25 protein-coding genes are annotated in these 23,158 nt (G+C 58.8%); 10 read left to right on the forward strand and 15 right to left on the reverse strand.

The window, feature by feature from the left end:
• Positions 1–24 precede the first annotated feature (24 nt).
• The gene (locus AC1DWM_RS11190; RefSeq protein WP_223516526.1) at positions 25–507 is read right to left on the reverse strand and encodes a glutathione peroxidase; all 483 of its coding nucleotides are present in this window, start codon (positions 505–507) and stop codon (positions 25–27) included.
• A 121-nt stretch (positions 508–628) separates the two neighbouring features.
• Entirely contained in the window at positions 629–1,114 is a 486-nt protein-coding gene (locus AC1DWM_RS11195; RefSeq protein ID WP_223516524.1) for an FKBP-type peptidyl-prolyl cis-trans isomerase, read from the reverse strand.
• On the opposite strand from AC1DWM_RS11195, the gene AC1DWM_RS11200 reads away from it, so the two are divergent.
• From AC1DWM_RS11200 to AC1DWM_RS11210, 3 genes are read left to right on the forward strand one after another with little or no spacing between them, the layout of a single operon-like run.
• Positions 1,083–1,421 (forward strand): DUF3565 domain-containing protein, encoded by a 339-nt coding sequence (locus AC1DWM_RS11200; protein WP_452624971.1) that lies wholly within the window; start codon positions 1,083–1,085, stop codon positions 1,419–1,421. The genes AC1DWM_RS11195 and AC1DWM_RS11200 overlap by 32 nt on opposite strands.
• A gap of 60 nt (positions 1,422–1,481) precedes the next feature.
• A complete protein-coding gene (pta, locus tag AC1DWM_RS11205; RefSeq protein ID WP_477795210.1) occupies positions 1,482–3,581 on the forward strand; it encodes a phosphate acetyltransferase in 2,100 nt (699 codons plus the stop codon).
• Positions 3,582–4,487, forward strand: coding sequence for an acyltransferase (locus tag AC1DWM_RS11210; protein WP_223516519.1), 906 nt, complete (start codon positions 3,582–3,584; stop codon positions 4,485–4,487).
• A 154-nt stretch (positions 4,488–4,641) separates the two neighbouring features.
• On the opposite strand, the gene cysN is transcribed toward AC1DWM_RS11210, so the two are convergent.
• From cysN to AC1DWM_RS11225, 3 genes are all read right to left on the reverse strand, one after another.
• Positions 4,642–6,540, reverse strand: coding sequence for a sulfate adenylyltransferase subunit CysN (gene cysN, locus AC1DWM_RS11215; protein ID WP_223516518.1), 1,899 nt, complete (start codon positions 6,538–6,540; stop codon positions 4,642–4,644).
• Between the two features lie 9 nt (positions 6,541–6,549).
• Positions 6,550–7,467, reverse strand: a complete 918-nt coding sequence (cysD, locus tag AC1DWM_RS11220) for a sulfate adenylyltransferase subunit CysD (protein ID WP_007942729.1) — start codon at positions 7,465–7,467, stop codon at positions 6,550–6,552.
• A 234-nt stretch (positions 7,468–7,701) separates the two neighbouring features.
• Positions 7,702–8,460: a Nif3-like dinuclear metal center hexameric protein gene (locus tag AC1DWM_RS11225; RefSeq protein ID WP_477795211.1), complete on the reverse strand. Its 759-nt coding sequence runs from the start codon at positions 8,458–8,460 to the stop codon at positions 7,702–7,704.
• Positions 8,461–8,562: 102 nt separating this feature from the next.
• Between AC1DWM_RS11225 and algW the strand changes: the two genes are divergently transcribed.
• Entirely contained in the window at positions 8,563–9,723 is a 1,161-nt protein-coding gene (gene algW / locus AC1DWM_RS11230) for a Do family serine endopeptidase AlgW (protein ID WP_223516516.1), read from the forward strand.
• A 120-nt stretch (positions 9,724–9,843) separates the two neighbouring features.
• Here the strand turns inward: algW and hisC are convergent, their stop codons facing one another.
• The 10 genes from hisC to AC1DWM_RS11280 all read right to left on the reverse strand — a co-directional run bounded on the left by hisC (position 9,844) and on the right by AC1DWM_RS11280 (position 17,808).
• Positions 9,844–10,896, reverse strand: coding sequence for a histidinol-phosphate transaminase (gene hisC, locus AC1DWM_RS11235; RefSeq protein ID WP_477795212.1), 1,053 nt, complete (start codon positions 10,894–10,896; stop codon positions 9,844–9,846).
• 2 nt (positions 10,897–10,898) lie between these two features.
• A complete protein-coding gene (gene hisD / locus AC1DWM_RS11240; protein WP_477795213.1) occupies positions 10,899–12,224 on the reverse strand; it encodes a histidinol dehydrogenase in 1,326 nt (441 codons plus the stop codon).
• Positions 12,225–12,348: 124 nt separating this feature from the next.
• Positions 12,349–12,984, reverse strand: coding sequence for an ATP phosphoribosyltransferase (gene hisG, locus AC1DWM_RS11245; protein WP_007942738.1), 636 nt, complete (start codon positions 12,982–12,984; stop codon positions 12,349–12,351).
• Between the two features lie 142 nt (positions 12,985–13,126).
• Positions 13,127–14,392: a UDP-N-acetylglucosamine 1-carboxyvinyltransferase gene (gene murA, locus AC1DWM_RS11250; RefSeq protein ID WP_150782105.1), complete on the reverse strand. Its 1,266-nt coding sequence runs from the start codon at positions 14,390–14,392 to the stop codon at positions 13,127–13,129.
• 22 nt (positions 14,393–14,414) lie between these two features.
• Positions 14,415–14,654, reverse strand: coding sequence for a BolA family protein (locus tag AC1DWM_RS11255; protein WP_007912386.1), 240 nt, complete (start codon positions 14,652–14,654; stop codon positions 14,415–14,417).
• 113 nt (positions 14,655–14,767) lie between these two features.
• On the reverse strand, positions 14,768–15,073 hold the full coding sequence (locus tag AC1DWM_RS11260) for an STAS domain-containing protein (protein ID WP_223516512.1): 306 nt from the start codon (positions 15,071–15,073) through the stop codon (positions 14,768–14,770).
• Complete coding sequence (locus tag AC1DWM_RS11265; RefSeq protein ID WP_223516511.1) at positions 15,070–15,723, reverse strand: MlaC/ttg2D family ABC transporter substrate-binding protein; 654 nt, start codon at positions 15,721–15,723, stop codon at positions 15,070–15,072. Before AC1DWM_RS11265 ends, AC1DWM_RS11260 begins: the two co-directional genes overlap by 4 nt.
• A gap of 11 nt (positions 15,724–15,734) precedes the next feature.
• Complete coding sequence (gene mlaD, locus AC1DWM_RS11270; protein ID WP_223516510.1) at positions 15,735–16,202, reverse strand: outer membrane lipid asymmetry maintenance protein MlaD; 468 nt, start codon at positions 16,200–16,202, stop codon at positions 15,735–15,737.
• Positions 16,202–16,999 (reverse strand): lipid asymmetry maintenance ABC transporter permease subunit MlaE, encoded by a 798-nt coding sequence (gene mlaE, locus AC1DWM_RS11275; RefSeq protein ID WP_007942748.1) that lies wholly within the window; start codon positions 16,997–16,999, stop codon positions 16,202–16,204. The genes mlaD and mlaE overlap by 1 nt, the downstream gene beginning before the upstream one ends.
• Positions 16,999–17,808 (reverse strand): ATP-binding cassette domain-containing protein, encoded by an 810-nt coding sequence (locus AC1DWM_RS11280; RefSeq protein WP_007942749.1) that lies wholly within the window; start codon positions 17,806–17,808, stop codon positions 16,999–17,001. The genes mlaE and AC1DWM_RS11280 overlap by 1 nt, the downstream gene beginning before the upstream one ends.
• Positions 17,809–18,084: 276 nt before the next feature.
• On the opposite strand from AC1DWM_RS11280, the gene AC1DWM_RS11285 reads away from it, so the two are divergent.
• From AC1DWM_RS11285 to AC1DWM_RS11310, 6 genes are all read left to right on the forward strand, one after another.
• The gene (locus tag AC1DWM_RS11285; RefSeq protein WP_223516509.1) at positions 18,085–19,059 is read left to right on the forward strand and encodes a KpsF/GutQ family sugar-phosphate isomerase; all 975 of its coding nucleotides are present in this window, start codon (positions 18,085–18,087) and stop codon (positions 19,057–19,059) included.
• Positions 19,059–19,583, forward strand: a complete 525-nt coding sequence (locus AC1DWM_RS11290) for a KdsC family phosphatase (protein WP_452624958.1) — start codon at positions 19,059–19,061, stop codon at positions 19,581–19,583. The genes AC1DWM_RS11285 and AC1DWM_RS11290 overlap by 1 nt, the downstream gene beginning before the upstream one ends.
• A 7-nt stretch (positions 19,584–19,590) precedes the next feature.
• Positions 19,591–20,163: an LPS export ABC transporter periplasmic protein LptC gene (gene lptC, locus AC1DWM_RS11295; RefSeq protein WP_223516507.1), complete on the forward strand. Its 573-nt coding sequence runs from the start codon at positions 19,591–19,593 to the stop codon at positions 20,161–20,163.
• A complete protein-coding gene (lptA, locus tag AC1DWM_RS11300; protein WP_477795214.1) occupies positions 20,150–20,698 on the forward strand; it encodes a lipopolysaccharide transport periplasmic protein LptA in 549 nt (182 codons plus the stop codon). Before lptC ends, lptA begins: the two co-directional genes overlap by 14 nt.
• Positions 20,698–21,423: an LPS export ABC transporter ATP-binding protein gene (gene lptB, locus AC1DWM_RS11305; RefSeq protein ID WP_007942755.1), complete on the forward strand. Its 726-nt coding sequence runs from the start codon at positions 20,698–20,700 to the stop codon at positions 21,421–21,423. The genes lptA and lptB overlap by 1 nt, the downstream gene beginning before the upstream one ends.
• Positions 21,424–21,606: 183 nt before the next feature.
• Positions 21,607–23,100 (forward strand): RNA polymerase factor sigma-54, encoded by a 1,494-nt coding sequence (locus AC1DWM_RS11310; RefSeq protein WP_223516505.1) that lies wholly within the window; start codon positions 21,607–21,609, stop codon positions 23,098–23,100.
• Positions 23,101–23,158: the final 58 nt, after the last annotated feature.

Genomic DNA, 23,158 nt, shown 5'->3' on the forward strand with positions numbered 1-23,158 from the left:
AAGCCAGCTCCTACAAGGAGGATGTCAGCTCAGTGCTTTTTCGATGGCATGAACGACGGTCGGATCATCCGGCGACGTTCGAGGCGAGAACCGCGCCAGCACACGACCGTCCTTGCCCAGCAGGAATTTTTCGAAGTTCCAGGTAATGTCACCCGGGAATTCCGCACCCTCGCCCGCCAGCAGGCGATACAACTGATGACGCTCATGACCGTTGACTTCCAGCTTGCTGGACAACGGAAAGGTCACGCCATAGTTGAGGCTGCAAAACTCCTGAATCTCCTTCTCGGAACCTGGCTCCTGCCCGGCAAACTGGTTGCAAGGCAAGCCCAGCACGCTGAAACCTTTACCTTTGTATTGCTGGTAAAGGTTCTCCAGCGCCGCGTACTGTGGGGTCAAGCCACATTTGGAGGCGACATTGACCACCAGCACGACTTGCCCCTTGAAGGGCGCCAGCGGTAGTTCCTGTCCATCCAAGGCTGTCAACTTAAGGTCGTGAAAAGCACTCATGACGAACTCCAAATTCCCGTGTTCTTCTCGAAACAGCCACTTGGTATGCCACCAAGGACAGCCGCGGACTAAAAAGGCGCCCTCGGGCGCCTCTCCAGTTCTCTGAGCTTAGCGCAGAAAATCAGTGGTGATGGCCACCTTCGCCATGGACGTGACCATGAGCGATTTCTTCCTGGCTAGCATCACGGATGTCGATGATCTTGACCTGGAAATTCAGGCGCTGACCGGCCAATGGGTGGTTGCCGTCAACGGTGACTTCGTCGCCGTCCAGATCGCGAATGGTGACGATCTGCATCTGGCCGTCCGGAGCGGAAGCGTGGAACTGCATGCCCACTTCCAGTTCATCGACGCCTTCGAACATGCTGCGGCTCAGGGTGCTGACCAGTTCGGCAGCGTATTCGCCGTAGGCATCTTCAGGTTCAACGGCTACGGTCAACTCGTCGCCGACGGTTTTGCCTTCCAGTGCCTTTTCCAGGCCCGGGATGATGTTACCTGCGCCTTGCAGGTAGACCAGCGGCGCGCCACCGGCGGAGCTGTCGATGACCTCACCAGCGTCGTTGGTCAGGGTATAGTCGATGGAGACAGCCTTATTGGCGGCGATCAGCATGGGGCGAGACCTTTTGCATAAGAATGAAGAAAGGCCAAGTTTAGCGAAGCAATCGTCCGAAAGCGAACACAACCCGGACAGAAGGTTCGAGGCGCCTGGCGTAACGGTCACCGGATTCCATCAGGATGAGGACGGGCATTGGGTGGCCGAGCTTTCCTGCGGCCACACCCAGCACCTGCGCCACCAGCCACCGTGGCAATCGCGCGCCTGGGTCCTGGACCCCGCGCAACGTATTGAAAAAATAGGCCAGCCCTTTGAATGCGGTTGGTGCGCACAAGGCCCGGTTAGCGATAACCTTGACGACTGAATTTCGGTAGACGACCAGACATAGATCGTCACCATTGCCATGCACCTTTAGAGAATCCGCATGCAAACTTTTTTTATTGCACCCACCGACTTTGGTGTGGGTCTGACCTCCATCAGCCTCGGGCTGGTACGCACGCTTGAGCGTGCGGGCCTCAAGGTCGGTTTTTTCAAACCGATTGCCCAGCCACATCCGGGTGACACCGGACCGGAACGCTCCACCGAACTGGTGGCCCGCACCCACGGCTTGAAGCCGCCTCAGCCGCTGGGCCTGGCACATGTCGAGCGCATGCTCGGCGATGGTCAGCTGGATGAGCTGCTCGAAGAAATCATCACGCTTTATCAGCAAGCCGCCGTCGGCAAGGATGTGCTGGTCGTCGAAGGCATGGTCCCGACCCGCAGCGCCAGCTACGCCGCGCGGGTCAATCTGCATTTGGCCAAGAGCCTGGATGCCGACGTGATTCTGGTCTCCGCACCGGAAAGCGAAGCCCTGACCGAACTCTCCGGTCGCGTGGAATTGCAGGCGCAATTGTTCGGCGGGCCGAAAGACCCGAAAGTCCTCGGCGTGATCCTTAACAAGGTCAAGACCGACGAAAGCATGGACGTCTTCGCCACGCGCTTGAAGGAACACTCGCCATTGCTGCGCAGCGGTGATTTCCGACTGCTGGGCTGCATTCCGTTCCGGCCGGAATTGAACGCCCCGCGCACTCGCGATGTTGCGGATTTGATGGGCGCACAAATCCTTAATGCCGGAGATTACGAAACCCGGCGCATGACCAACATCATCATATGCGCCCGCACCATGCGTAACACCGTGGAGCTGCTCAAGCCCGGCGTGCTGGTGGTGACGCCCGGTGATCGCGACGACATCATCCTCGCCGTCAGCCTCGCCGCCATGAACGGCGTACCCCTGGCCGGGCTGCTGCTGACCAGCGACACCCTGCCCGACCCGCGCATCATGGACCTGTGCCGTGGCGCGTTGCAGGCGGGTTTGCCGGTGCTGTCGGTGAGCACCGGCTCCTACGACACCGCCAATCAGTTGAACGGTTTGAACAAGGAAATCCCGATCGACGACCGCGAACGCGCGGAGATCATCACCGATTTCGTCGCCAGCCACCTCGATGCCAACTGGCTGCACCAGCGCTGCGGCACCCCGCGTGAGATGCGCCTGTCGCCCGCCGTATTCCGCTACCAATTGATCCAGCGCGCCCAGGCGGCCAACAAACGCATTGTGCTGCCAGAAGGCAGCGAGCCGCTGACCGTGCAAGCGGCGGCGATTTGTCAGGCGCGTGGCATTGCCCGTTGCGTGCTGCTGGCCAAACCGGCGGACGTCGAAGCCGTGGCTCGCGCTCAGGGTATCGAGTTGCCACCGGGGCTGGAGATTCTTGACCCGGACTTGGTCCGCGAACGCTACATCGAGCCGATGGTTGCGCTACGCAAGAGCAAAAGCCTCAACGCGCCAATGGCTGAGCAGCAACTGGAAGACACCGTGGTGATCGGCACCATGATGCTGGCGCTGGATGAAGTCGACGGCCTCGTGTCCGGCGTCATTCACTCCACCGCCAACACCATTCGCCCGGCCCTGCAATTGATCAAGACCGCGCCGGGCTGCACCCTGGTGTCGTCCGTGTTCTTCATGCTGTTTCCGGAAGAAGTACTGGTCTACGGCGACTGCGTGATGAACCCGCATCCGAGTGCCAGCGAACTGGCCGAAATCGCCCTGCAAAGCGCCGACTCGGCCGCCGCGTTCGGCATCACCCCGCGTGTGGCGATGATCAGCTATTCCAGCGGTGAGTCCGCCAGTGGCGAAGAAGTCGAGAAAGTGCGCGAAGCAACGTTGCTCGCCCACGAACAGCAAAACTCGCTGTTGATTGACGGCCCGTTGCAATACGACGCCGCTGCCAACGAAACCGTGGCCCGGCAATTGGCACCCAACAGCCAGGTCGCCGGTCGCGCCACGGTGTTCGTGTTCCCCGATCTGAACACCGGCAACACCACCCACAAAGCCGTGCAGCGCAGTGCCGATTGCGTGAGCCTCGGCCCGATGCTGCAAGGCCTGCGCAAACCGGTGAACGACTTGCCGCGCGGTGCGCAAGTCGATGACATCGTCTACACGATCGCATTGACCGCGATCCAGGCAGCCAACCGACCTATGGATGTTTAAATGCTGGATCTCCTGCCTGCCGCCGCGCGCGGCGTGATTGCATCGTTGTTGCTGGTCCTCAATACCATTGTGCTGTGCTCGTTTCTGTTCTGCGTGGCGATTTTCAAGGCGCTGCCGTTCGCCATTACCCAACGCTTCACACTCTGGCTGATGAACCACACCCATGAGGCCTGGATCAGCAACAACAAAGCCTGGATGAACCTGGTTTGCCGCACCCGCTGGCACCTCAGCGGCCTGGAAGGTCTGGACTATCAGCACTCGTACCTGATCACCAGCAACCACCAGAGCTGGGTCGACATCATGGTGCTGCAATACGTGCTCAACCGACGCATCCAGCCGCTGAAGTTTTTCCTCAAGCAAGAACTGATCTGGGTGCCGGTGATTGGTCTGGCGTGGTGGACGCTGGGCTTTCCGTTCATGAAGCGCTACTCCAAGGCGTATCTGGAAAAGCACCCGGAGAAAAAAGGCAAAGACCTGGAAACCACCCGCAAGACCTGCGCAAAGTTTCGCAACAACCCGGTGGGGATTTTCAACTTCGTTGAGGGCACCCGCTTCACCGAAGGCAAACATGCGCAGCAGAAATCACCGTTCAAGTATTTGCTCAAACCCAAGGCTGGCGGCATTGCGTTTGTGCTGGATGCGATGGGTGAGCAGCTGGAGTCCATCGTCAACGTAACGATTCACTATCCGGGCGGGCGTCCGGGGTATTGGGATTTGCTCTGCGGGAATGTGAAGGATGTTGTCGTGCATTTTCAGGAACTGAAGATTCCGCCGCAGTTTATAGGCAAGAACTACGACCAGGATGGGGAGTATCGATTGCAGTTTCAGGGGTGGATCAACCAGTTGTGGCTGGACAAGGATGCGTTGCTGGAGCAGATGCATCGCGAGTATCCACCTAAGCAATAGAGTGCCTGTTCGGGCCTCTTCGCTGGCAAGCCAGCTCCTACAAGGGAAATACGCTCAACTGTAGGAGCTGGCTTGCCAGCGAAAACGATTCCAAGGGCACAAAAAAACCCGCCGATGATCACTCATCGGCGGGTTTTTTATGACCGGCTAACGCTTAGATCGCGCCGCGACTACGCAGCAGATCCAGCACCTGCTTGACGCTTTCTTCCAGCGACAGCGATTGGGTGTCGACCACAAGGTCAGCGTCCAGCGGCACATCGTACGGGAAGGAGTCGCCCGGGATGTTGTCGCCACCAGCGGCGTACAACCCTTGCGGATCACGTTCAGCACAAACGGTCGGCGAGGCCTGGACGTAAACAGTCAGCAAACGCTCCTTGCCGATCAGCTCCCTGGCCTGCTCACGACCTTCAGCATTTGGCGCAACGAATGCAGCCAGGGTCAACAGACCGGCTTCGTTGAACTGACGCGCAACGTGCGCCGCACGACGCCAGTTCTCGGTACGCCCGGCGCGATCCTGTGGCAGACCTTTGTTCAGGTCATGACGCAGGTTCTGGCCATCCAGCACAAACACCGCACGGCCCATGTCGAACAGTTTGCGTTCAACCGCGTAAGCCAGGGTGCTTTTGCCAGCGCCCGACAGGCCGCTGAACAACACGGTGGCCGGTTGCTGGCCGAAGCGCTGCGCGCGTTCTTCGGTGGCGACGTGAGCGAGTTTGCCATGGTGCGTGCTGCTGCCATGCGCCACTGGCTGAGCGATGATCATCCCGGCGGCGACGGTGCCATTGGTCAAACGATCAATGACGATGAACGAACCGGTGGTGCGGTTACTCGCGTAACCATCCAGCGCGATGGCCGCATCGAGGCTGATCTTGACCCGACCGATCTCGTTCAGCTGCAAGGCGCTGGCCGGACCTTCTTCCAGGGTGTTCACGTCAACGCGGTTGACGATGCTGGTGATCGAACCCGGCACGTACGTCGTGGCGCGTTTGATGTCGTATTTCTTGCCCGGTAGCATCGGTTCTTCGGCCATCCACACCAGCATGGCGTCGAAGGCGTCAGTCACTTGCGGCTGGTTGTCGGCGTGCACCAACAGATCGCCGCGGGAGATGTCGATTTCGTCTTCCATGGTCAGTGTCACTGCCTGACCCGGACCTGCATGCTCCAGCTCACCTTCGAAGGTGACGATGGATTTCACGCGGCTGCTCTTGCCCGACGGCAGCACAACGACTTCGTCGCCCTTGTGCACGACGCCGCTGGCCAGGGTGCCTGCAAAGCCACGGAAGTTCAGGTTCGGACGGTTGACGTACTGCACTGGGAAACGCAGGTCGGTGTAGTTGCGGTCGCTGGCGATTTCGACGGTTTCAAGAATTTCCATCAACGACTGGCCGGTGTACCACGGCGAGCGCTCGGACTTGTTCACCACGTTGTCGCCCTTGAGCGCCGACATCGGCACGAAGGCCATGGTGGTCGGCTTGAAGGCGATGCCTTCGGCGAACTTCAGGTAATCGGCCTTGATCGACTCGAAGACTTTTTCGTCGAAGCCATTGAGGTCCATCTTGTTGATGGCAACCACGATGTGTTTGATGCCCAGCAACGAAGCAATAAAGCTGTGGCGACGGGTCTGGGTCTGCACGCCGTAACGGGCGTCGACCAGGATGATCGCCAGGTCACAGGTGGACGCACCGGTTGCCATGTTGCGGGTGTACTGCTCATGGCCGGGGGTGTCGGCGATGATGAATTTGCGTTTGGCGGTGGAGAAGTAACGGTAAGCGACATCGATGGTGATGCCCTGCTCACGCTCGGCCTGCAGGCCGTCGACCAGCAAGGCCAGGTCGATGTCATCGCCGGTGGTGCCGACTTTTTTCGAGTCGCGGGTAATGGCTTCCAGGTGATCTTCGTAGATCATCTTGGAGTCGTGCAGCAGGCGCCCGATCAGGGTGCTCTTGCCGTCATCGACGTTGCCACAGGTCAGAAAGCGCAGCATTTCCTTGCGTTCGTGCTGGCCCAGGTAGGCGAGGATGTCCTCGCTGATCAAATCAGATACGTGCGACATGACAACCCCTTAGAAATAACCCTGACGTTTCTTTTCTTCCATCGAGCCTGCGCCATCGTGGTCGATGACCCGGCCCTGACGTTCGGAAGTTCGCGTCAGGAGCATTTCCTGAATGATGTCGGTCAGGCTGGTCGCCTCGGACTCGACCGCACCGGTCAGCGGGTAGTCGCCGAGCGTACGGAAACGGACCTTCTTCTTGACGATGCGCGCCTTGTCTTCATCGCTCAGGTGATTGAGCAGGCGTTCGTCGTCGATCATGATCCAGGTGCCGTTCATCTCGATAACGTCGCGCTCGGCGGCGAAATACAGCGGCACAATCGGGATGCCTTCGAGGTAGATGTACTGCCAGATGTCCAGTTCGGTCCAGTTCGACAACGGGAACACGCGGATCGATTCGCCCTTGTTGACGTTGCCGTTGTAGACGTTCCACAGCTCCGGACGCTGGTTTTTCGGGTCCCAGCGGTGCTTGGTGTCGCGGAAGGAATACACGCGCTCTTTGGCACGGGATTTCTCTTCGTCACGACGGGCACCACCGAAAGCGGCATCGAAACCGTACTTGTCGAGGGCCTGCTTGAGACCTTCGGTTTTCATGATGTCGGTGTGCTTGGCACTGCCGTGGGTCAGCGGGTTGATGCCCTGCGCAACCCCGTCAGGGTTGACGTGCACCAGCAGGTCAAGGCCGAGTTCTTCAACCATGCGGTCGCGGAACGCGTACATTTCCTTGAACTTCCACTGGGTGTCGACGTGCATCACCGGAAACGGAAGTTTGCCCGGGAAGAATGCCTTGCGCGCAAGGTGCAGCATCACGGCGGAGTCTTTACCGACGGAGTACAGCATCACCGGGTTATCGAACTCGGCGGCGACCTCGCGGATGATGTGGATGCTTTCGGCCTCCAGCTGTTTCAGATGCGTCAGTTTGTCGACCATGGCTACTCACGAAAACGATCTTATGGACGGCCAGCGGGCCGTGTTCGAGCGAGGAATCCTAGCACAGCGACCTCTTCTAATCAGGACGCCAGCTAGATCGAAAGGGTATATGAATATACCCCCTCGTTTGGGCCGTTGAATGGCTATCCCCCGTAGGAGCAAGGCTTGCCCGCGATGGCATCCTTGAGATCGCTATCGCGGGCAAGCCTTGCTCCTATCAAGGGAGGTCGGTCATCAGATCGGGTTCGGGCAATCGATGAAGATGTGTTCGAGGGCAAACCGGCGCGCCAGATAATCGCCCAGCGCCTGTACGCCATAACGCTCGGTGGCGTGGTGGCCGGCGGCGATGAAGCTGATGTCGTTTTCCCGGGCGCTATGGAAAGTCTGCTCGGAGACCTCGCCACTGAGGTACAGATCGACACCGGCCAAAATCGCCTGGTCGATGTAACCCTGGCCGCCACCGGTGCACCAGCCTACCCGGCGAATCGTCGCACTGCCTTCGATCAGCAGCGGCTCGCGGCCCATGACTTCCTGGACACGACGGGCGAAATCACGCGCCGTCATCGGCTCGCTCAACGAACCGACCAGGCCGACGACTTTAAGGTTGTCTGGATCCAGTGGGCCTTCAACCGTGATATCCAACTGCCGGGCCAACTGCACGTTGTTACCGACTTCCGGGTGCAGATCCAGCGGCAAATGGTAGGACAGCAGGCTGATGTCGTGCTTGAGCAAGGTTTTCAACCGACGCTGCTTCATGCCGGTAATACACGGGTTTTCGCCCTTCCAGAAATAACCGTGATGCACCAGCACCAGATCGGCCTGGGCTTCGACGGCAGCGTCCAGCAGCGCCTGGCTGGCGGTGACGCCACTGACAATGCGCATCACTTGCGGTCGGCCTTCGACCTGCAGGCCGTTAGGGCAGTAATCGGCAATTTTGGCGCTGGCGAGGTAACGGTCGGCTTCTTCGACCAGGGTGCTCAGGGCGACGGCCATAAAAGACTCCTAAATATCCCGTTCAGAGGCGCGCGTGGCCTCGTATAATGCGCGACATTATGGGCGGTCTCATACCGCCTGCAACCTTTCAGGACGTGCTTAATGCTCAAGGCGCTGCGTTTTTCTGGCTGGCCGCTGTTGGCCGGCGTGCTTATCGCTCTTTTGATAATTCAGCGTTACCCGCAGTGGGTCGGGCTTCCAAGCCTTGACGTGAATTTGCAGCAAGCACCGCAAACGACCAGCGTGCAACAGGGGCCGGTGTCTTACGCCGACGCCGTCACCACGGCCGCACCGTCGGTGGTCAACCTGTACACCACCAAAGTCATCAACAAACCGAGCCATCCGCTGTTTGAAGACCCGCAGTTCCGCCGCTTCTTCGGCGACAATTCGCCCAAGCAGAAGCGCATGGAATCGAGCCTCGGTTCCGGTGTGATCATGAGCCCGGAAGGCTATTTGCTGACCAACAACCATGTGACCATGGGTGCCGACCAGATCGTGGTGGCGCTCAAGGATGGCCGCGAAACCCTGGCCCGTGTGATTGGCAGCGACCCGGAGACCGACCTCGCGGTCCTGAAGATTGATCTGAAGAACCTTCCTTCCATCACTGTCGGCCGTTCCGACAACATCCGCATCGGCGACGTGGCGCTGGCCATCGGCAACCCGTTCGGTGTCGGCCAGACCGTGACCATGGGCATCATCAGTGCCACTGGGCGTAACCAGTTGGGCCTGAACAACTACGAAGACTTCATCCAGACCGACGCCGCGATCAACCCCGGCAACTCCGGCGGTGCGCTGGTGGACGCCAGTGGCAACCTGACTGGCATCAACACCGCGATTTTCTCCAAGTCCGGCGGTTCGCAAGGCATCGGGTTTGCGATCCCGGTCAAACTGGCCATGGAAGTGATGAAGTCGATCATCGAACACGGCCAGGTGATTCGCGGTTGGCTAGGCATTGAAGTACAGCCGTTGAGCCAGGAACTGGCGGAGTCGTTTGGTCTGTCGGGACGTCCGGGGATTGTGGTCGCGGGGATTTTCCGGGATGGTCCCGCGCAGAAGGCTGGCCTGCAATTGGGCGATGTGATTCTCTCCATCGACGGTGAGCCAGCGGGTGATGGGCGCCGCTCGATGAACCAGGTCGCACGGATCAAACCGATGGACAAGGTCACGATTCAGGTGATGCGCAATGGCAAAGAGCTGAAGCTCACGGCCGAGATCGGCCTGCGTCCGCCGCCGGCGCCGGTCAAAGAGAAAGAAGAAGAGTAAACCAACCCAGAGCCCTTGTGGGAGCGAGCCTGCTCGCGAAGGCGGTCTGACATTCAACATAGATATTGAATGTTATGGCCTCTTCGCGAGCAGGCTCGCTCCCACAGGGTCGGGGATGACTTAAAGGTCGCCGAGGCCGTCGATCAGCGCCTGATTCTGCTCAGGTGTGCCGATGGAGATCCGTAGGAACTGGGCAATCCGCTCCTGCTTGAAGTGCCGAACGATCACACCCTGCTCCCGCAACTTCGCCGCCAACCCGGCCGCATCGTGCTTTGGATGACGGGCAAAAATAAAGTTCGCCGCCGACGGCAATACCTCAAAGCCCTTCGCCTCCAACTGCCCGATGACCTTGTCACGGCTATCGATGACCAACCGGCAGGTCTTGTCGAAGTACTCGCGATCCTCAAACGCCGCCGCAGCCCCCACTATCGCCAGACGATCCAGCGGATAAGAGTTGAAGCTGTTCTTGATCCGCTCCAGCGCTTCGATCAAATCCGGATGCCCCACCGCCAGGCCAACCCGCAGCCCGGCCAGCGACCGGGACTTGGACAGGGTCTGCGTCACCAGCAGGTTTGGATAACGGTCGACCAGGCTGATGGCTGTCTCACCGCCAAAGTCGATGTAAGCCTCATCGACCACGACCACCGAATCCGGGCTGGCGTTGAGGATTTGCTCGACGGCGTCCAGCGCCAGCAGGCAACCCGTGGGGGCGTTCGGGTTCGGGAAGATGATCCCGCCGTTCGGTCTGGCATAGTCGGCCGGGTTGATCTGGAATTGCTCGTCCAGCGGCACGGCGTCGAACTTGATGCCATATAACCCGCAATAAACCGGATAGAAGCTGTAGCTGATGTCCGGGAACAGCAGCGGCTGATCGTGTTGCAGCAAACCGTGAAAGATGTGCGCCAGGACTTCATCGGAACCGTTGCCGAGGAACACCTGATTGCCCTGGACGCCGTAGTACCTGGCAACAGCCTGCTTGAGCACATCGCTGTTCGGGTCCGGGTACAAACGCAGGTTATCGTTCAGTTCGGTCTGCATGGCGGCCAACGCTTTGGGCGATGGACCGTATGGATTTTCGTTGGTGTTGAGCTTCACCAGTTTCGTCAGTTTCGGCTGCTCGCCCGGCACGTAAGGCACCAGGCTCTTGACGAAGGGGCTCCAGAATTTACTCATCTTCAGTTCCCCTGCTTGTCGTCAATGATGCGGAATTCGGCGCTGCGGGCGTGGGCGGTCAGCGACTCGCCACGGGCCAGTACGGAAGCGGTCTTGCCCAGTTCGGACGCACCCTGCTCGGAGCAGAAGATGATCGACGAGCGTTTCTGGAAGTCGTACACACCCAGCGGCGACGAGAAACGCGCGGTGCCGGAAGTCGGCAACACGTGGTTCGGACCGGCGCAGTAGTCGCCCAGCGCTTCGGATGTGTGGCGACCCATGAAGATCGCGCCTGCGTGACGGATGTGCGGCAACCAGGCTTGCGGATCAGAGACCGACAGCTCCAGATGTTCCGGGGCAATGCGATTGGCCACTTCGATGGCTTGTTCCATGTCACGGACCTTGATCAGCGCGCCACGGCCATTCATCGAAGTTGCAATGATCTCGGCACGTTCCATGGTCGGCATCAATTTGTTGATGCTCGCGGCAACCTTGTCGAGGAACTCGGCATCCGGACTGACCAGAATCGCCTGGGCGTCTTCATCGTGTTCGGCCTGGGAGAACAGGTCCATGGCGATCCAGTCCGGATCGGTCTGGCCGTCGCACACCACGAGAATCTCGGACGGGCCGGCGATCATGTCGATACCGACCTGACCAAATACGTGACGCTTGGCGGTGGCGACATAAATGTTGCCCGGGCCAACCACTTTGTCGACCTTCGGCACGCTTTCGGTGCCGTAGGCCAACGCGGCAACCGCTTGCGCGCCGCCGATGGTGAATACGCGGTCGACGCCGGCGATGCAGGCCGCGGCCAGTACCAGTTCGTTGATTTCACCGCGCGGGGTCGGTACCACCATGACCACTTCGGTCACACCAGCCACTTTGGCCGGGATCGCGTTCATCAACACCGAGGACGGGTACGACGCCTTGCCGCCCGGTACATACAGACCGGCGCGGTCCAGCGGCGTGACCTTCTGGCCGAGCACCGTGCCGTCGGCTTCGGTGTAGGTCCAGGAATCCTGTTTCTGTTTTTCGTGGTAGCTGCGCACGCGGGCTGCGGCTTTTTCCAGGGCTTCGCGCTGAGGCACGGTGATCCTGGTCAGCGCCAGTTCCAGACGTTCGCGCGGCAGGATCAGGTCGGCCATCGAGGCGACTTCCAGGCCATCGAACTTCTGGGTGAATTCCACCAGCGCCGCATCGCCACGCTCGCGCACGGCTTTGATGATGTCCAGCACCCGCTGATTGACCGAGTCGTCAGACACACTTTCCCAGCTCAGCAGATGATCCAGATGATGTGCGAAATCCGGGTCAGCAGCGTTGAGTCGGCGAATTGCAGTCGGTGCGGTCATAGCGAGAGCCTCATAGGAATGGCAAAAACTCAGGCGCCCGAAGCTACCATCGATCCGCTTGGGCACCTGAGAATTCTGGCTATGAGGCGGATAGACGGGCGCGACTTAACGTCGCGCAGGTAAATCAGCCGCGGTGTCGAGACTCCACTGCCTTGCGCAGGGTGTCGATCAACGCCTGGATTCGGGCGTGCTGCATTTTCATCGAAGCTTTGTTGACGATCAGCCGGGAGCTGATGTCGGCAATGAAATCCTGGGGTTCCAGGCCATTGGCGCGCAGGGTGTTGCCGGTGTCGACCACGTCAATGATCTTGTCCGCCAGACCAATCAGCGGCGCCAGCTCCATCGAGCCGTAAAGCTTGATGATGTCGACCTGGCGACCCTGCTCGGCGTAGTAACGCTTGGCAACGTTGACGAACTTGGTCGCCACCCGCAGGCGGCCCTTAGGCTCGACATCGCCGACACGGCCGGCAGTCATCAGCTTGCAGAGGGCAATTCGCAGGTCCAAAGGCTCGTACAAGCCCTGGCCGCCATATTCCATCAGCACATCTTTACCGGCGACGCCGAGGTCCGCGGCACCATGTTCGACGTAGGTCGGCACATCGGTGGCGCGCACGATCAGCAGACGTACGTCAGGCTGGGTCGTGGGAATGATCAGCTTGCGACTCTTGTCCGGATTCTCGGTCGGCACGATACCCGCTTCAGCCAGAAGCGGCAGGGTGTCGTCAAGGATGCGGCCCTTGGACAGTGCGATGGTCAACATGGGAAACGTCAGTCCTTATCAAGGTACTCATGCCCGGTCGCAAACGGCGCCGGACATACTTCGAGGCTTTCTCAACAATGAAAAGACTGCCTCGATTTGAAACGAATTCAACGGGCACGTCCATGTGCCCATGCAGCAGAAACTAGCCCGGTACGCGGCGGATCTTGGCGCCGAGCATTTGCAGTTTCTCTTCGATGCACTCGTAACCACGGTCGATGTGGTAGATGCGGTCGATCAGGGTGTCGCCTTCAGCGATCAGCGCCGAGATGACCAGGCTGGCCGAAGCACGCAGGTCGGTGGCCATGACTGGCGCGCCCTTGAGCTTTTCGATGCCGGTGACGATGGCGGTGTTGCCTTCGACCTGGATATGAGCGCCCATGCGGTGCAGTTCGTATACGTGCATGAAGCGGTTTTCGAAGATCGTCTCGATCACTGCGCCCGTGCCTTCGGCAATGGCGTTCAGGGAGATGAACTGCGCTTGCATGTCAGTCGGGAACGCCGGGTATGGGGCAGTCCGCACGTTGACGGCTTTTGGCCGCTTGCCGTGCATGTTCAGCTCGATCCAGTCTTCGCCGCAGGTGATTTCAGCGCCCGATTCCTTGAGTTTCTCAAGCACGGCTTCGAGGATGGTCGGATCGGTATCCTTGACCTTTACACGGCCGCCGGTCACGGCAGCAGCGACCAGGTAAGTACCGGTTTCGATTCGGTCGGGCATCACCTTGTAAGTGGTGGTGTGCAGACGCTCGACGCCATCGATGGTGATGGTGTCGGTGCCCGCGCCGGAAACCTTGGCACCCATGGCGTTCAGGAAGTTGGCCAGGTCGACCACTTCTGGCTCGCGTGCGGCGTTTGCCAACACACTGCGACCCTTGGCCAGGGCAGCGGCCATCATGATGTTTTCGGTACCGGTCACGCTGACGGTATCGAAGAAGAAGTTCGCGCCGCGCAAGCCGCCTTCTGGCGCCTTGGCCTTGATGTAGCCGCCTTCGACGTCGATGACCGCGCCCATGGCTTCAAGGCCACGGATGTGCAGGTCAACCGGACGCGAACCGATGGCGCAACCGCCAGGCAGTGCGACTTCGGCTTCGCCGAAACGGGCAACCATCGGGCCGAGTACCAGGATCGACGCACGCATGGTTTTAACCAGTTCGTACGGTGCGATCAGGGTCTTGATGGTGCGTGGGTCGATTTCGACGCTGAGCTTCTCGTCGATCACCGGCTCAATGCCCATGCGACCGAACAGCTCGATCATCGTGGTGATGTCGTGCAGGTGCGGCAGGTTGGCCACTGTAACCGGGCCATCACACAGCAGGGTGGCAGCCAGGATCGGCAGGGCAGAGTTCTTTGCCCCGGAGATGCGGATTTCGCCATCAAGACGAACGCCACCGGTAATAATCAATTTATCCATAAGAATCTCGACGCCCTTGGGCTCAGGTGCGCTCGGCCCAGGCCGCGCTGCTGAAAAATTTCATAGTGACCGCATGGATGCTGCCATCGGTGATCCATGGGTTCAAATGGGCATAGATCTGCTGCTGACGCTTCACCGGGCTCAATGCCGCCAGTTCATCGCTAATCACGTTCAGCTGGAAATTGCAGCCTTCGCCCTCAACTTCTACCAACGTTCCGGGCAGCTTTCCTTCAAGGAAGCTCTTCACTTCTACGGCCTGCATGCTCAACCTCAATCGGCGCCCTGTGCGCACGGGTCGGACATCATACAAAAAAGCCCCGCGCCTGCGAACCCCGCTAAGCAGGACTCTGACGGGGGGCTTCTTTATAGATGCGGTCAGGGGTGCGCCAACAGCTCGGTCAATTCGCTGACCTGAGCGATTTCACGCATGTCTTCGGGCATCGCGCGAATGCTCAGCGCCTTACCGGCCGCCTCTGCATCACGCATGAAGCACAGCAGCAGCGACAAGCCGACGCTGCTGGATTTCAACACTGCCGAACAATCAACCACCAGTTCAGTAGCCGTGCTGGACTTGATCAACGCCTGCCCCTGCTTGCGCAGATCCGGGCCGGTGCGATAGTCCAGCATGCCACTCAACTGCAGCTCGCCGGTTTCGCTGATGCGAATGGCCGACACACTCATTGGGGTTTTTTCTCGGGGGATTTTTCAGTGGCTTCCTTGGCTTTGGCGACTTCCCCGGCCCAGCTGTTGATGGTCTGGTCCAGGTTGTTGCCATTGCGCTGCATCGCATCAGCGAATTGATCACGGAACAGCTTGCCGATGTTGATCCCGTTGATGATCACGTTGCGCAGCTTCCACTCGCCATTGATCTTTTCCAGTGTGTAAGACACAGGATAGATCGCGCCGTTACTGCCTTTGACGGTCATGCCAACACTGGTGCGATTGCCGGACTCGTCTTTGGCGGGATCAACGGTGATGCCCTGGTTGTTGTATTCAAGCAAAGCATTGCCATAAAACTGGAACAGACCCTTTTTGAAGTTTTCTTCAAAGGTTTTCATCTGCGCCGGCGTGGCTTTCTTTGAATACTTGACCGTCATGATGCTCTTGGAAATACCCTCGGCATCCACCACAGGTCCGACGATCGTGTTCAGCGCCGTATAAAAGTCCTGCGGGTCCTGCTTGTACTTCTCTTTATTGGCCTTCAGATCGGCCAGCATACGGTTGGTGGTGTCTTGTACCAGTTCGTGCGCGGAAGGCGCCGCCACGGCGTGGGACACCAACGGAAACACCGCGAGCATTACCAACAGGCCACGTCGCAAGGTAGAGATCATTTAACAGTTCCTCATTTAGCTTCTTTGCTAACGGTATTGAGCAGGAATTTACCGATCAGGTCTTCGAGCACCAGCGATGACTGCGTGTCATGGATGGTTCCACCATCCTTGAGCAAGGCTTCTTCGCCGCCCACGCTGATACCGATGTACTTCTCGCCCAACAGGCCAGCGGTCAGAATAGATGCAGTGGAGTCAGTCGGCAGGTTATCTACTCGCTTTTCCAGTTGCATGGTCACCCGACCGGTGAAGCTGTCGCGGTCCAGATCGATCGCTGTGACCTTGCCGATGGTCACACCGGCCATGGTCACTTTGGCTCTGACAGTCAAACCGGCGATATTGTCGAAGTAGGCATAAAGTTTATAGGTGTCGGTGCTCGGGCTCGGGGACAGTCCACTGACCCGCAAAGCCAGCAACAGCAAAGCCAGGATGCCAGCCAGCAAGAAAAGGCCGACACCGATTTCCAGGGTGCGGTTTTGCATCAGAAATCTCCAAACATCAAAGCGGTCAGAATAAAGTCCAGGCCGAGAACAGCCAAAGAGGCATACACCACGGTCTTGGTAGTGGCACGACTGATCCCCTCGGAAGTGGGCTCACAGTCATAGCCTTGGAATACGGCGATCCAGGTCACGACGAACGCGAAGACGATGCTTTTGATGATGCCATTGAGCACATCATCAGTGAACGTCACGCTGTTTTGCATGTTCGACCAATAGGAGCCTTCGTACACACCCAGCCAGTCGACAGCCACCCACGAGCCGCCCCAGATACCCACCACGCTGAAGATCATCGCCAGCACCGGCAGGGAAATGAAGCCGGCCCACAGGCGCGGGGCAACAATGTATTTGAGCGGGTCGACACCAATCATTTCCAGACTGGACAACTGTTCGGTGGATTTCATGTTGCCGATTTCGGCCGTCAGCGCCGAACCGGCACGCCCGGCGAACAACAGCGCTGTCACAACGGGACCCAGTTCACGCAGCAGCGTGAGCGCAACCATCTGCCCGACCGCCTGCTCCGAGCCGTAGCTCGACAGAATGTTGAAGCCTTGCAGCGCCAGCACCATCCCGATGAACACCCCGGAGACCACAATGATCACCAGGGACATGACGCCCACTGAATGCAGTTGCTTGATCAGCAGACCAAAACCGCCCCCGATGCCACCGCGACCGAGCAAGGCATGAAACAGGAATATCGTCGAACGACCGAACACCGCCAGCACATCGATGCCGGCGTGGCCAAACCGGCGCACGCGTTCTATTAATGAAATCTTGCGCATCAACGCTTCCCCAGAAGATCTGCGCGGTAATCCGTCGCTGGAAAGTGGTATGCGACCGGACCGTCGGGTTCGCCGGTCATGAATTGACGGATCCGTGGCTCCTGCGAGTTCATCAACTCCTCGGGAGTCCCCTGCCCCAATACCTGGCCTTCGCCGACGACATAGATGTAGTCGGCGATGCTCGCGGTTTCGGCCAGATCGTGGGAGACCACGATACTGGTGATGCCCAGCGCATCGTTGAGCAAGCGGATCAGGCGCACCAGCACGCCCATGGCGATGGGGTCCTGGCCGACAAAGGGCTCGTCGTACATGAGGATCTGCGGGTCGAGGGCAATCGCCCGGGCCAGCGCAACACGACGCTTCATGCCGCCGGACAATTCGTCAGGCATCAGGTCGATAGCACCACGCAAGCCCACGGCCTGCAATTTAAGCAGGACGATGTCACGGATCATTTCTTCCGGCAGCTCGGTATGAACGCGCAGCGGGAAGGCGACGTTCTCGAACACGTCAAGGTCGGTAAACAGGGCGCCGCTCTGGAACAGCACTCCCATGTGCTTGCGCGCATCGAACAGATCACTGCGCGACAATTTCGGCAGGTTCTGACCGTTGACCCAGACTTCGCCCTTTGTTGGACGCAATTGTGCACCCATCAATCGTAACAGCGTGGTTTTGCCACACCCGGACGGTCCCATGATGCCGGTGACCTTGCCACGCGGGATACGGATATCGACGTTATTGAAAATGCTGCGCGTACCGCGCTTGAAGGACAGTCCCTTCAGCTCGACCGCGTAGGCGTTATCGGCACTCATCTAATCTCCTTGCGATGCAGCCTCTCACTCGGACGCCTGACTCTCTGACGAAAGCACATACCTCCCCGGGCAGGCCGAACTGGCCGCGAACTATATCACTGCAAAGGCCCGGCGCCCAAGGCCAAAGCCAGCCCATCTTCAGTAACATCATCGGCAAAAAGCCTTGTTTAGAGGGGATTGCGTCATCGGGAATGACAAAGCGCAACGAACTTGCGTGAGGGTTTTGATCATTACCGCTATAATCGCCGCCTTTCATCAGGCTATACGATTTCCGACATGAGCCAATCCAGTGACCTGATTCAATCAGCACAACGCACCATCCGCCTCGAACTGGAAGCCGTAGAAGGCTTGCTGCCCCACATCGACGCAGATTTCGTACGCGCTTGCGAGATGATTCTGGCCAGCAAAGGCCGCGTGGTTGTGGTCGGCATGGGTAAATCAGGACACATCGGCAGCAAGATCGCCGCGACCCTGGCCAGCACCGGCACCACGGCTTTTTTCGTCCACCCCGCCGAAGCCAGCCACGGCGACATGGGCATGATCACGCGGGATGACATCATCCTGGCCCTGTCGAACTCCGGCTCCACCAATGAAATCCTGACCTTGCTGCCCCTGATCAAGCGTCTGGGCATTCAATTGATCAGCGTGACCGGCAACCCGGAATCCCCGCTGGCCAAGGCCGCCGAGGTCAACCTCAACGTTCACGTCGAACACGAGGCCTGCCCGCTGAACCTGGCACCCACCTCCTCCACCACGGCCGCCCTGGTGATGGGCGATGCCCTGGCCGTCGCGCTGCTGGAAGCTCGTGGCTTTACCGCTGAAGACTTCGCCTTTTCCCACCCCGGTGGCGCGCTTGGCCGACGCCTGCTGTTGAAAGTGGAGAATGTCATGCACGCCGGTCAAGATTTGCCACAGGTTCAGCGTGGCACCCTGCTTAAAGACGCATTGATGGAAATGACCCGCAAGGGCTTGGGCATGACCGTCATTCTGGAAGCTGATGGCAAACTGGCCGGGATCTTCACCGACGGTGACTTGCGTCGCACACTGGATCGCAGCATCGACATCCACAGCGCCACCATCGAACAGGTCATGACCGCTCATGGCAAGACCGCCCGCGCCGAAATGCTCGCCGCCGAGGCCCTGAAAATCATGGAAGACCACAAAATCAACGCGCTGGTGGTGGTCGACAGCGAAGACCGTCCGGTCGGCGCCCTGAACATGCACGACTTGCTGCGTGCGGGAGTAATGTAATGAACACGGACCTGCTGCAACGCGGCCAACAGATCAAACTCGCGGTGTTCGACGTCGATGGCGTGCTGACCGACGGGCGCCTGTACTTTCTCGAAGACGGCAGTGAATTCAAGACATTCAATACGCTCGACGGCCAAGGCATCAAGATGCTGATGGCAGCGGGCGTGCAGACCGCTATCATCAGTGGCCGCAAAACCCCGGTGGTCGAACGACGAGCGAAAAACCTCGGCATCCCCCACCTTTATCAGGGGCGCGAAGACAAACTGGTGGTGCTTGACGAGCTTCTGGCTCAACTCAACCTAAGCTATGAACAAGTTGCCTATCTCGGTGACGACTTGCCGGACCTGCCGGTGATTCGCCGCGTCGGCCTGGGCATGGCGGTAGCCAACGCCGCCAGCTTCGTGCGTGAAAACGCCCATGGCATTACCGTTGCCCGGGGTGGCGAGGGTGCCGCTCGCGAATTCTGCGAATTGATCCTGCGCGCCCAGGGCCGCCTCGATGCGGCCAACGCTGCGTACCTGTGAGCCGACTATGCTGAGCAAAAAGTTTCGTAACATCCTGTTATTCAGTTGCATCGCCGCGCTGTTCGCTGCGGTCGGCTACTGGAACATCAGCCCGGAACGCTTCCTCGACAAACCTGTGGTCAAGGTCGATGAAAGCACGATCGACTATTACGCGACCAACGCCCACAGCGTGCAGTTCCTGCCGGACGGCAAATTGCAGTACGAAATGACGTCCGACAAGGTCGAACACCTGAAAGCGTCCGAGGTCACATTGCTGACCAATCCGGACCTGAACATGTTTCGCGGCACCGAGTTTCCCTGGCACGTCCAGAGTGAACACGGGGAAGTCAACCCGGACGGCACCCAGGTCGAGCTGATCGATTCGGTACGCATCACCCGTTTCGACGAAAAAAACCGCAGGACCCTGATTACCACCACCCGTATGACTGTGTTCCCGCAGCAGCAATATGCGCAGACCGATCAACCCGTTAGTATCGACGGCGCTGGCGGTGTATCGACAGGCATCGGAATGAAAGCGTACTTGAAAGAAAGCAGGATACACCTGCTATCTAACGTAAGAGGACAGTATGAGGCTCGTTAAAACCCTCCCTATTTTGCTCAGTCTGGGCGCAGCACTGGGAAGCGTGAGCGCCTGGGCTCTGCCGAACGATCAAGAGCAGCCTATCCGCATACAAGCCGACGACGCCCAGCTGGACGACAAGAACGGCGTTGCTACCTATACGGGCGACGTGATCATCACCCAGGGTTCGATGAAGGTTACCGGCAATAAAGTGACCATGACCCGCACCCCGACTGGCGACATTGACGTGGTGACCTCGGTGGGCAATCTGGCCTACTTCGAGCAACTGCAAACTGCAGGCGACCCCAAGCCTGTCCAGGGTTGGGGTGTGACCATCCAGTACCACGCCGCGCAAAATCGCGTAGTACTGATCGACAAGGCAAAAGTTGTCGACAAGGACAACAACATCACCCTAGGCGAGAAAATCGTCTACGACACCCAGAAAAAGCTTGCCAGCGCCGGTCGCGCTACCGGCAGCAAGGTGACCGAGTCGCGTCCGCGTATCGACATGGTGATCCAGCCGAAGAAGAAAACCGACGAGCAAAAGGCCCCGTAATGGCAACTCTGAAAGCTCAGCATCTGGCCAAGAGCTACAAGAGCCGCCAGGTCGTGCGTGACGTCAGCCTGTCGATCGACAGCGGTCAAATCGTCGGCCTGCTTGGTCCCAACGGCGCCGGCAAGACCACCTGCTTCTACATGATTGTCGGCCTGGTGCAGGCCGATCAGGGCCGTGTGCTGATCGACGATCTGGACGTCAGCCACCAGCCAATGCACGGTCGTGCAAAGGCCGGTATCGGCTATCTGCCGCAAGAAGCGTCGATCTTCCGCAAACTCTCGGTCGCCGACAACATCATGGCGATCCTCGAGACGCGCAAGGAACTCGACAAGGCCGGACGTCGCAAAGAGCTGGAAAGCCTGCTGCAGGAATTCCACATCAGCCACATCCGCGACAACCTCGGCATGAGCCTGTCGGGCGGTGAACGCCGCCGCGTGGAAATCGCCCGGGCATTGGCTACCAACCCGAAATTCATCCTGCTCGACGAACCCTTCGCCGGCGTGGACCCGATTTCGGTCGGCGACATCAAACAGATCATCTACCATCTCAAGGCCAAGGGCATTGGCGTGCTGATCACTGACCACAACGTCCGTGAAACCCTGGATATCTGCGAAACCGCCTACATCGTCAACGATGGCCAGCTGATCGCCGAAGGCGATGCCGCCACTATCCTGGCCAACGACCTGGTTAAAGAAGTCTATCTGGGCCATGAGTTCCGCCTGTAAGCGTTGATGTGTCTGGCTAGTCGACTGAGCGCTTATCACAGTAAAAATCAACAGGTTTTTATTGTTACAGCGCTCTAGGCAAACACTTCAGTTTCAGGCATATAATTTGCTTATGTTTGGCGCTCCGGCGCCCTGTAGTGGATGGCGCATGTGCGCCGGCGAATAAGGTGTTAAGCCCCTGCCATGAAACCATCGCTAGTCTTGAGAATGGGCCAGCAGCTGACGATGACACCGCAGCTGCAACAGGCCATCCGCCTGCTCCAATTGTCGACCCTGGACCTGCAACAGGAAATCCAGGAGGCCCTGGAGTCCAATCCGATGCTCGAACGCCAGGAAGAAGGCGACGACTTCGACAACGTCGACCCCTTGGCCGACAAAGCCGAGCAGCAACCCAACGCCGACATTCAGGAACCCTCCTACCAGGAAACCGCCCCCACGGTGGACAACCTCGAGGAAGGCGACTGGAACGAGCGCATTCCCAATGAACTGCCGGTCGATACCGCATGGGAAGACGTTTACCAGACCAGCGCCAGCAGCCTGCCGAGCAACGATGACGACGAATGGGATTTCACTACTCGCACATCGGCCGGCGAGAGCCTGCAAAGCCACCTGTTGTGGCAACTGAACCTGGCACCGATGTCCGACACCGATCGCCTGATCGCCGTGACTCTGATCGACTGCATCAACAATCAGGGCTATCTGGATGAAACTCTCGAGGAAATCCTCGAAGCCTTCGATCCGGAACTGGACATCGAACTGGACGAAATCGAAGCCGTCCTGCACCGCATCCAGCAATTCGAGCCGGCCGGTATCGGCGCTCGTAACCTGGGCGAATGCCTGCTGCTGCAATTGCGCCAATTGCCAGCCAATACGCCTTGGCTCGCCGAAGCCAAACGCCTGGTCAGCGACTACATCGATCTGCTCGGCAGCCGCGACTACTCCCAGCTGATGCGCCGGATGAAGATCAAGGAAGATGAACTGCGACAGATCATCGAGCTGGTCCAGAGTCTCAACCCGCGCCCCGGCTCGCAGATCGAATCCAGCGAAGCCGAATACGTCGTTCCCGACGTTATCGTGCGCAAGGACAACGAACGCTGGCTGGTGGAACTGAATCAGGAATCAGTACCACGACTGCGGGTCAACGCCCAATACGCCGGGTTTGTCCGTCGCGCCGACACCAGCGCCGACAACACCTTCATGCGCAATCAGTTGCAAGAGGCCCGCTGGTTCATCAAGAGCCTGCAAAGCCGTAACGAAACACTGATGAAAGTCGCCACCCAGATCGTCGAGCATCAGCGCGGCTTCCTGGAATACGGCGACGAAGCCATGAAACCACTGGTCCTGCATGACATTGCCGAAGCCGTGGGCATGCACGAGTCGACGATTTCACGGGTGACCACGCAAAAATTCATGCATACCCCACGGGGTATTTATGAGCTGAAATACTTTTTCTCCAGCCACGTCAGCACCTCCGAAGGCGGTGAATGCTCGTCCACAGCGATCCGCGCGATCATCAAAAAGCTGGTTGCCGCGGAAAATCAGAAAAAGCCGTTGAGTGACAGCAAGATCGCTGGTTTACTGGAGGCACAAGGCATTCAGGTGGCTCGCCGCACCGTCGCCAAGTACCGCGAGTCCCTCGGGATCGCGCCTTCGAGCGAACGCAAGCGGTTGATGTAGAGCCACGCCACAGCGTTCCAGTGGTAGATCATTTGATCTACCGCTTTATGCACTGGCA

This window comes from Pseudomonas sp. P4_C8 (genome assembly GCF_056401975.1).

What these genes read in the sequence shown, in the direction of transcription:
- cysD (WP_007942729.1), bottom strand. Translation starts at nt 7,467, where the DNA reads ATGGTCGACAAACTGACGCATCTGAAACAGCTGGAGGCCGAAAGCATC.
- hisD (WP_477795213.1), bottom strand. Translation starts at nt 12,224, where the DNA reads ATGACCGCACCGACTGCAATTCGCCGACTCAACGCTGCTGACCCGGAT.
- AC1DWM_RS11265 (WP_223516511.1), bottom strand. Translation starts at nt 15,723, where the DNA reads ATGATCTCTACCTTGCGACGTGGCCTGTTGGTAATGCTCGCGGTGTTT.
- AC1DWM_RS11200 (WP_452624971.1), top strand. Translation starts at nt 1,083, where the DNA reads ATGGAGACAGCCTTATTGGCGGCGATCAGCATGGGGCGAGACCTTTTG.
- AC1DWM_RS11225 (WP_477795211.1), bottom strand. Translation starts at nt 8,460, where the DNA reads ATGGCCGTCGCCCTGAGCACCCTGGTCGAAGAAGCCGACCGTTACCTC.
- lptC (WP_223516507.1), top strand. Translation starts at nt 19,591, where the DNA reads ATGCTGAGCAAAAAGTTTCGTAACATCCTGTTATTCAGTTGCATCGCC.
- AC1DWM_RS11310 (WP_223516505.1), top strand. Translation starts at nt 21,607, where the DNA reads ATGAAACCATCGCTAGTCTTGAGAATGGGCCAGCAGCTGACGATGACA.
- AC1DWM_RS11255 (WP_007912386.1), bottom strand. Translation starts at nt 14,654, where the DNA reads ATGCAGGCCGTAGAAGTGAAGAGCTTCCTTGAAGGAAAGCTGCCCGGA.
- cysN (WP_223516518.1), bottom strand. Translation starts at nt 6,540, where the DNA reads ATGTCGCACGTATCTGATTTGATCAGCGAGGACATCCTCGCCTACCTG.
- pta (WP_477795210.1), top strand. Translation starts at nt 1,482, where the DNA reads ATGCAAACTTTTTTTATTGCACCCACCGACTTTGGTGTGGGTCTGACC.
- lptA (WP_477795214.1), top strand. Translation starts at nt 20,150, where the DNA reads ATGAGGCTCGTTAAAACCCTCCCTATTTTGCTCAGTCTGGGCGCAGCA.
- AC1DWM_RS11210 (WP_223516519.1), top strand. Translation starts at nt 3,582, where the DNA reads ATGCTGGATCTCCTGCCTGCCGCCGCGCGCGGCGTGATTGCATCGTTG.
- algW (WP_223516516.1), top strand. Translation starts at nt 8,563, where the DNA reads ATGCTCAAGGCGCTGCGTTTTTCTGGCTGGCCGCTGTTGGCCGGCGTG.
- AC1DWM_RS11195 (WP_223516524.1), bottom strand. Translation starts at nt 1,114, where the DNA reads ATGCTGATCGCCGCCAATAAGGCTGTCTCCATCGACTATACCCTGACC.
- AC1DWM_RS11190 (WP_223516526.1), bottom strand. Translation starts at nt 507, where the DNA reads ATGAGTGCTTTTCACGACCTTAAGTTGACAGCCTTGGATGGACAGGAA.
- mlaE (WP_007942748.1), bottom strand. Translation starts at nt 16,999, where the DNA reads ATGCGCAAGATTTCATTAATAGAACGCGTGCGCCGGTTTGGCCACGCC.
- AC1DWM_RS11285 (WP_223516509.1), top strand. Translation starts at nt 18,085, where the DNA reads ATGAGCCAATCCAGTGACCTGATTCAATCAGCACAACGCACCATCCGC.
- hisC (WP_477795212.1), bottom strand. Translation starts at nt 10,896, where the DNA reads ATGAGTAAATTCTGGAGCCCCTTCGTCAAGAGCCTGGTGCCTTACGTG.
- AC1DWM_RS11260 (WP_223516512.1), bottom strand. Translation starts at nt 15,073, where the DNA reads ATGAGTGTGTCGGCCATTCGCATCAGCGAAACCGGCGAGCTGCAGTTG.
- mlaD (WP_223516510.1), bottom strand. Translation starts at nt 16,202, where the DNA reads ATGCAAAACCGCACCCTGGAAATCGGTGTCGGCCTTTTCTTGCTGGCT.
- AC1DWM_RS11290 (WP_452624958.1), top strand. Translation starts at nt 19,059, where the DNA reads ATGAACACGGACCTGCTGCAACGCGGCCAACAGATCAAACTCGCGGTG.
- AC1DWM_RS11280 (WP_007942749.1), bottom strand. Translation starts at nt 17,808, where the DNA reads ATGAGTGCCGATAACGCCTACGCGGTCGAGCTGAAGGGACTGTCCTTC.
- hisG (WP_007942738.1), bottom strand. Translation starts at nt 12,984, where the DNA reads ATGTTGACCATCGCACTGTCCAAGGGCCGCATCCTTGACGACACCCTG.
- lptB (WP_007942755.1), top strand. Translation starts at nt 20,698, where the DNA reads ATGGCAACTCTGAAAGCTCAGCATCTGGCCAAGAGCTACAAGAGCCGC.
- murA (WP_150782105.1), bottom strand. Translation starts at nt 14,392, where the DNA reads ATGGATAAATTGATTATTACCGGTGGCGTTCGTCTTGATGGCGAAATC.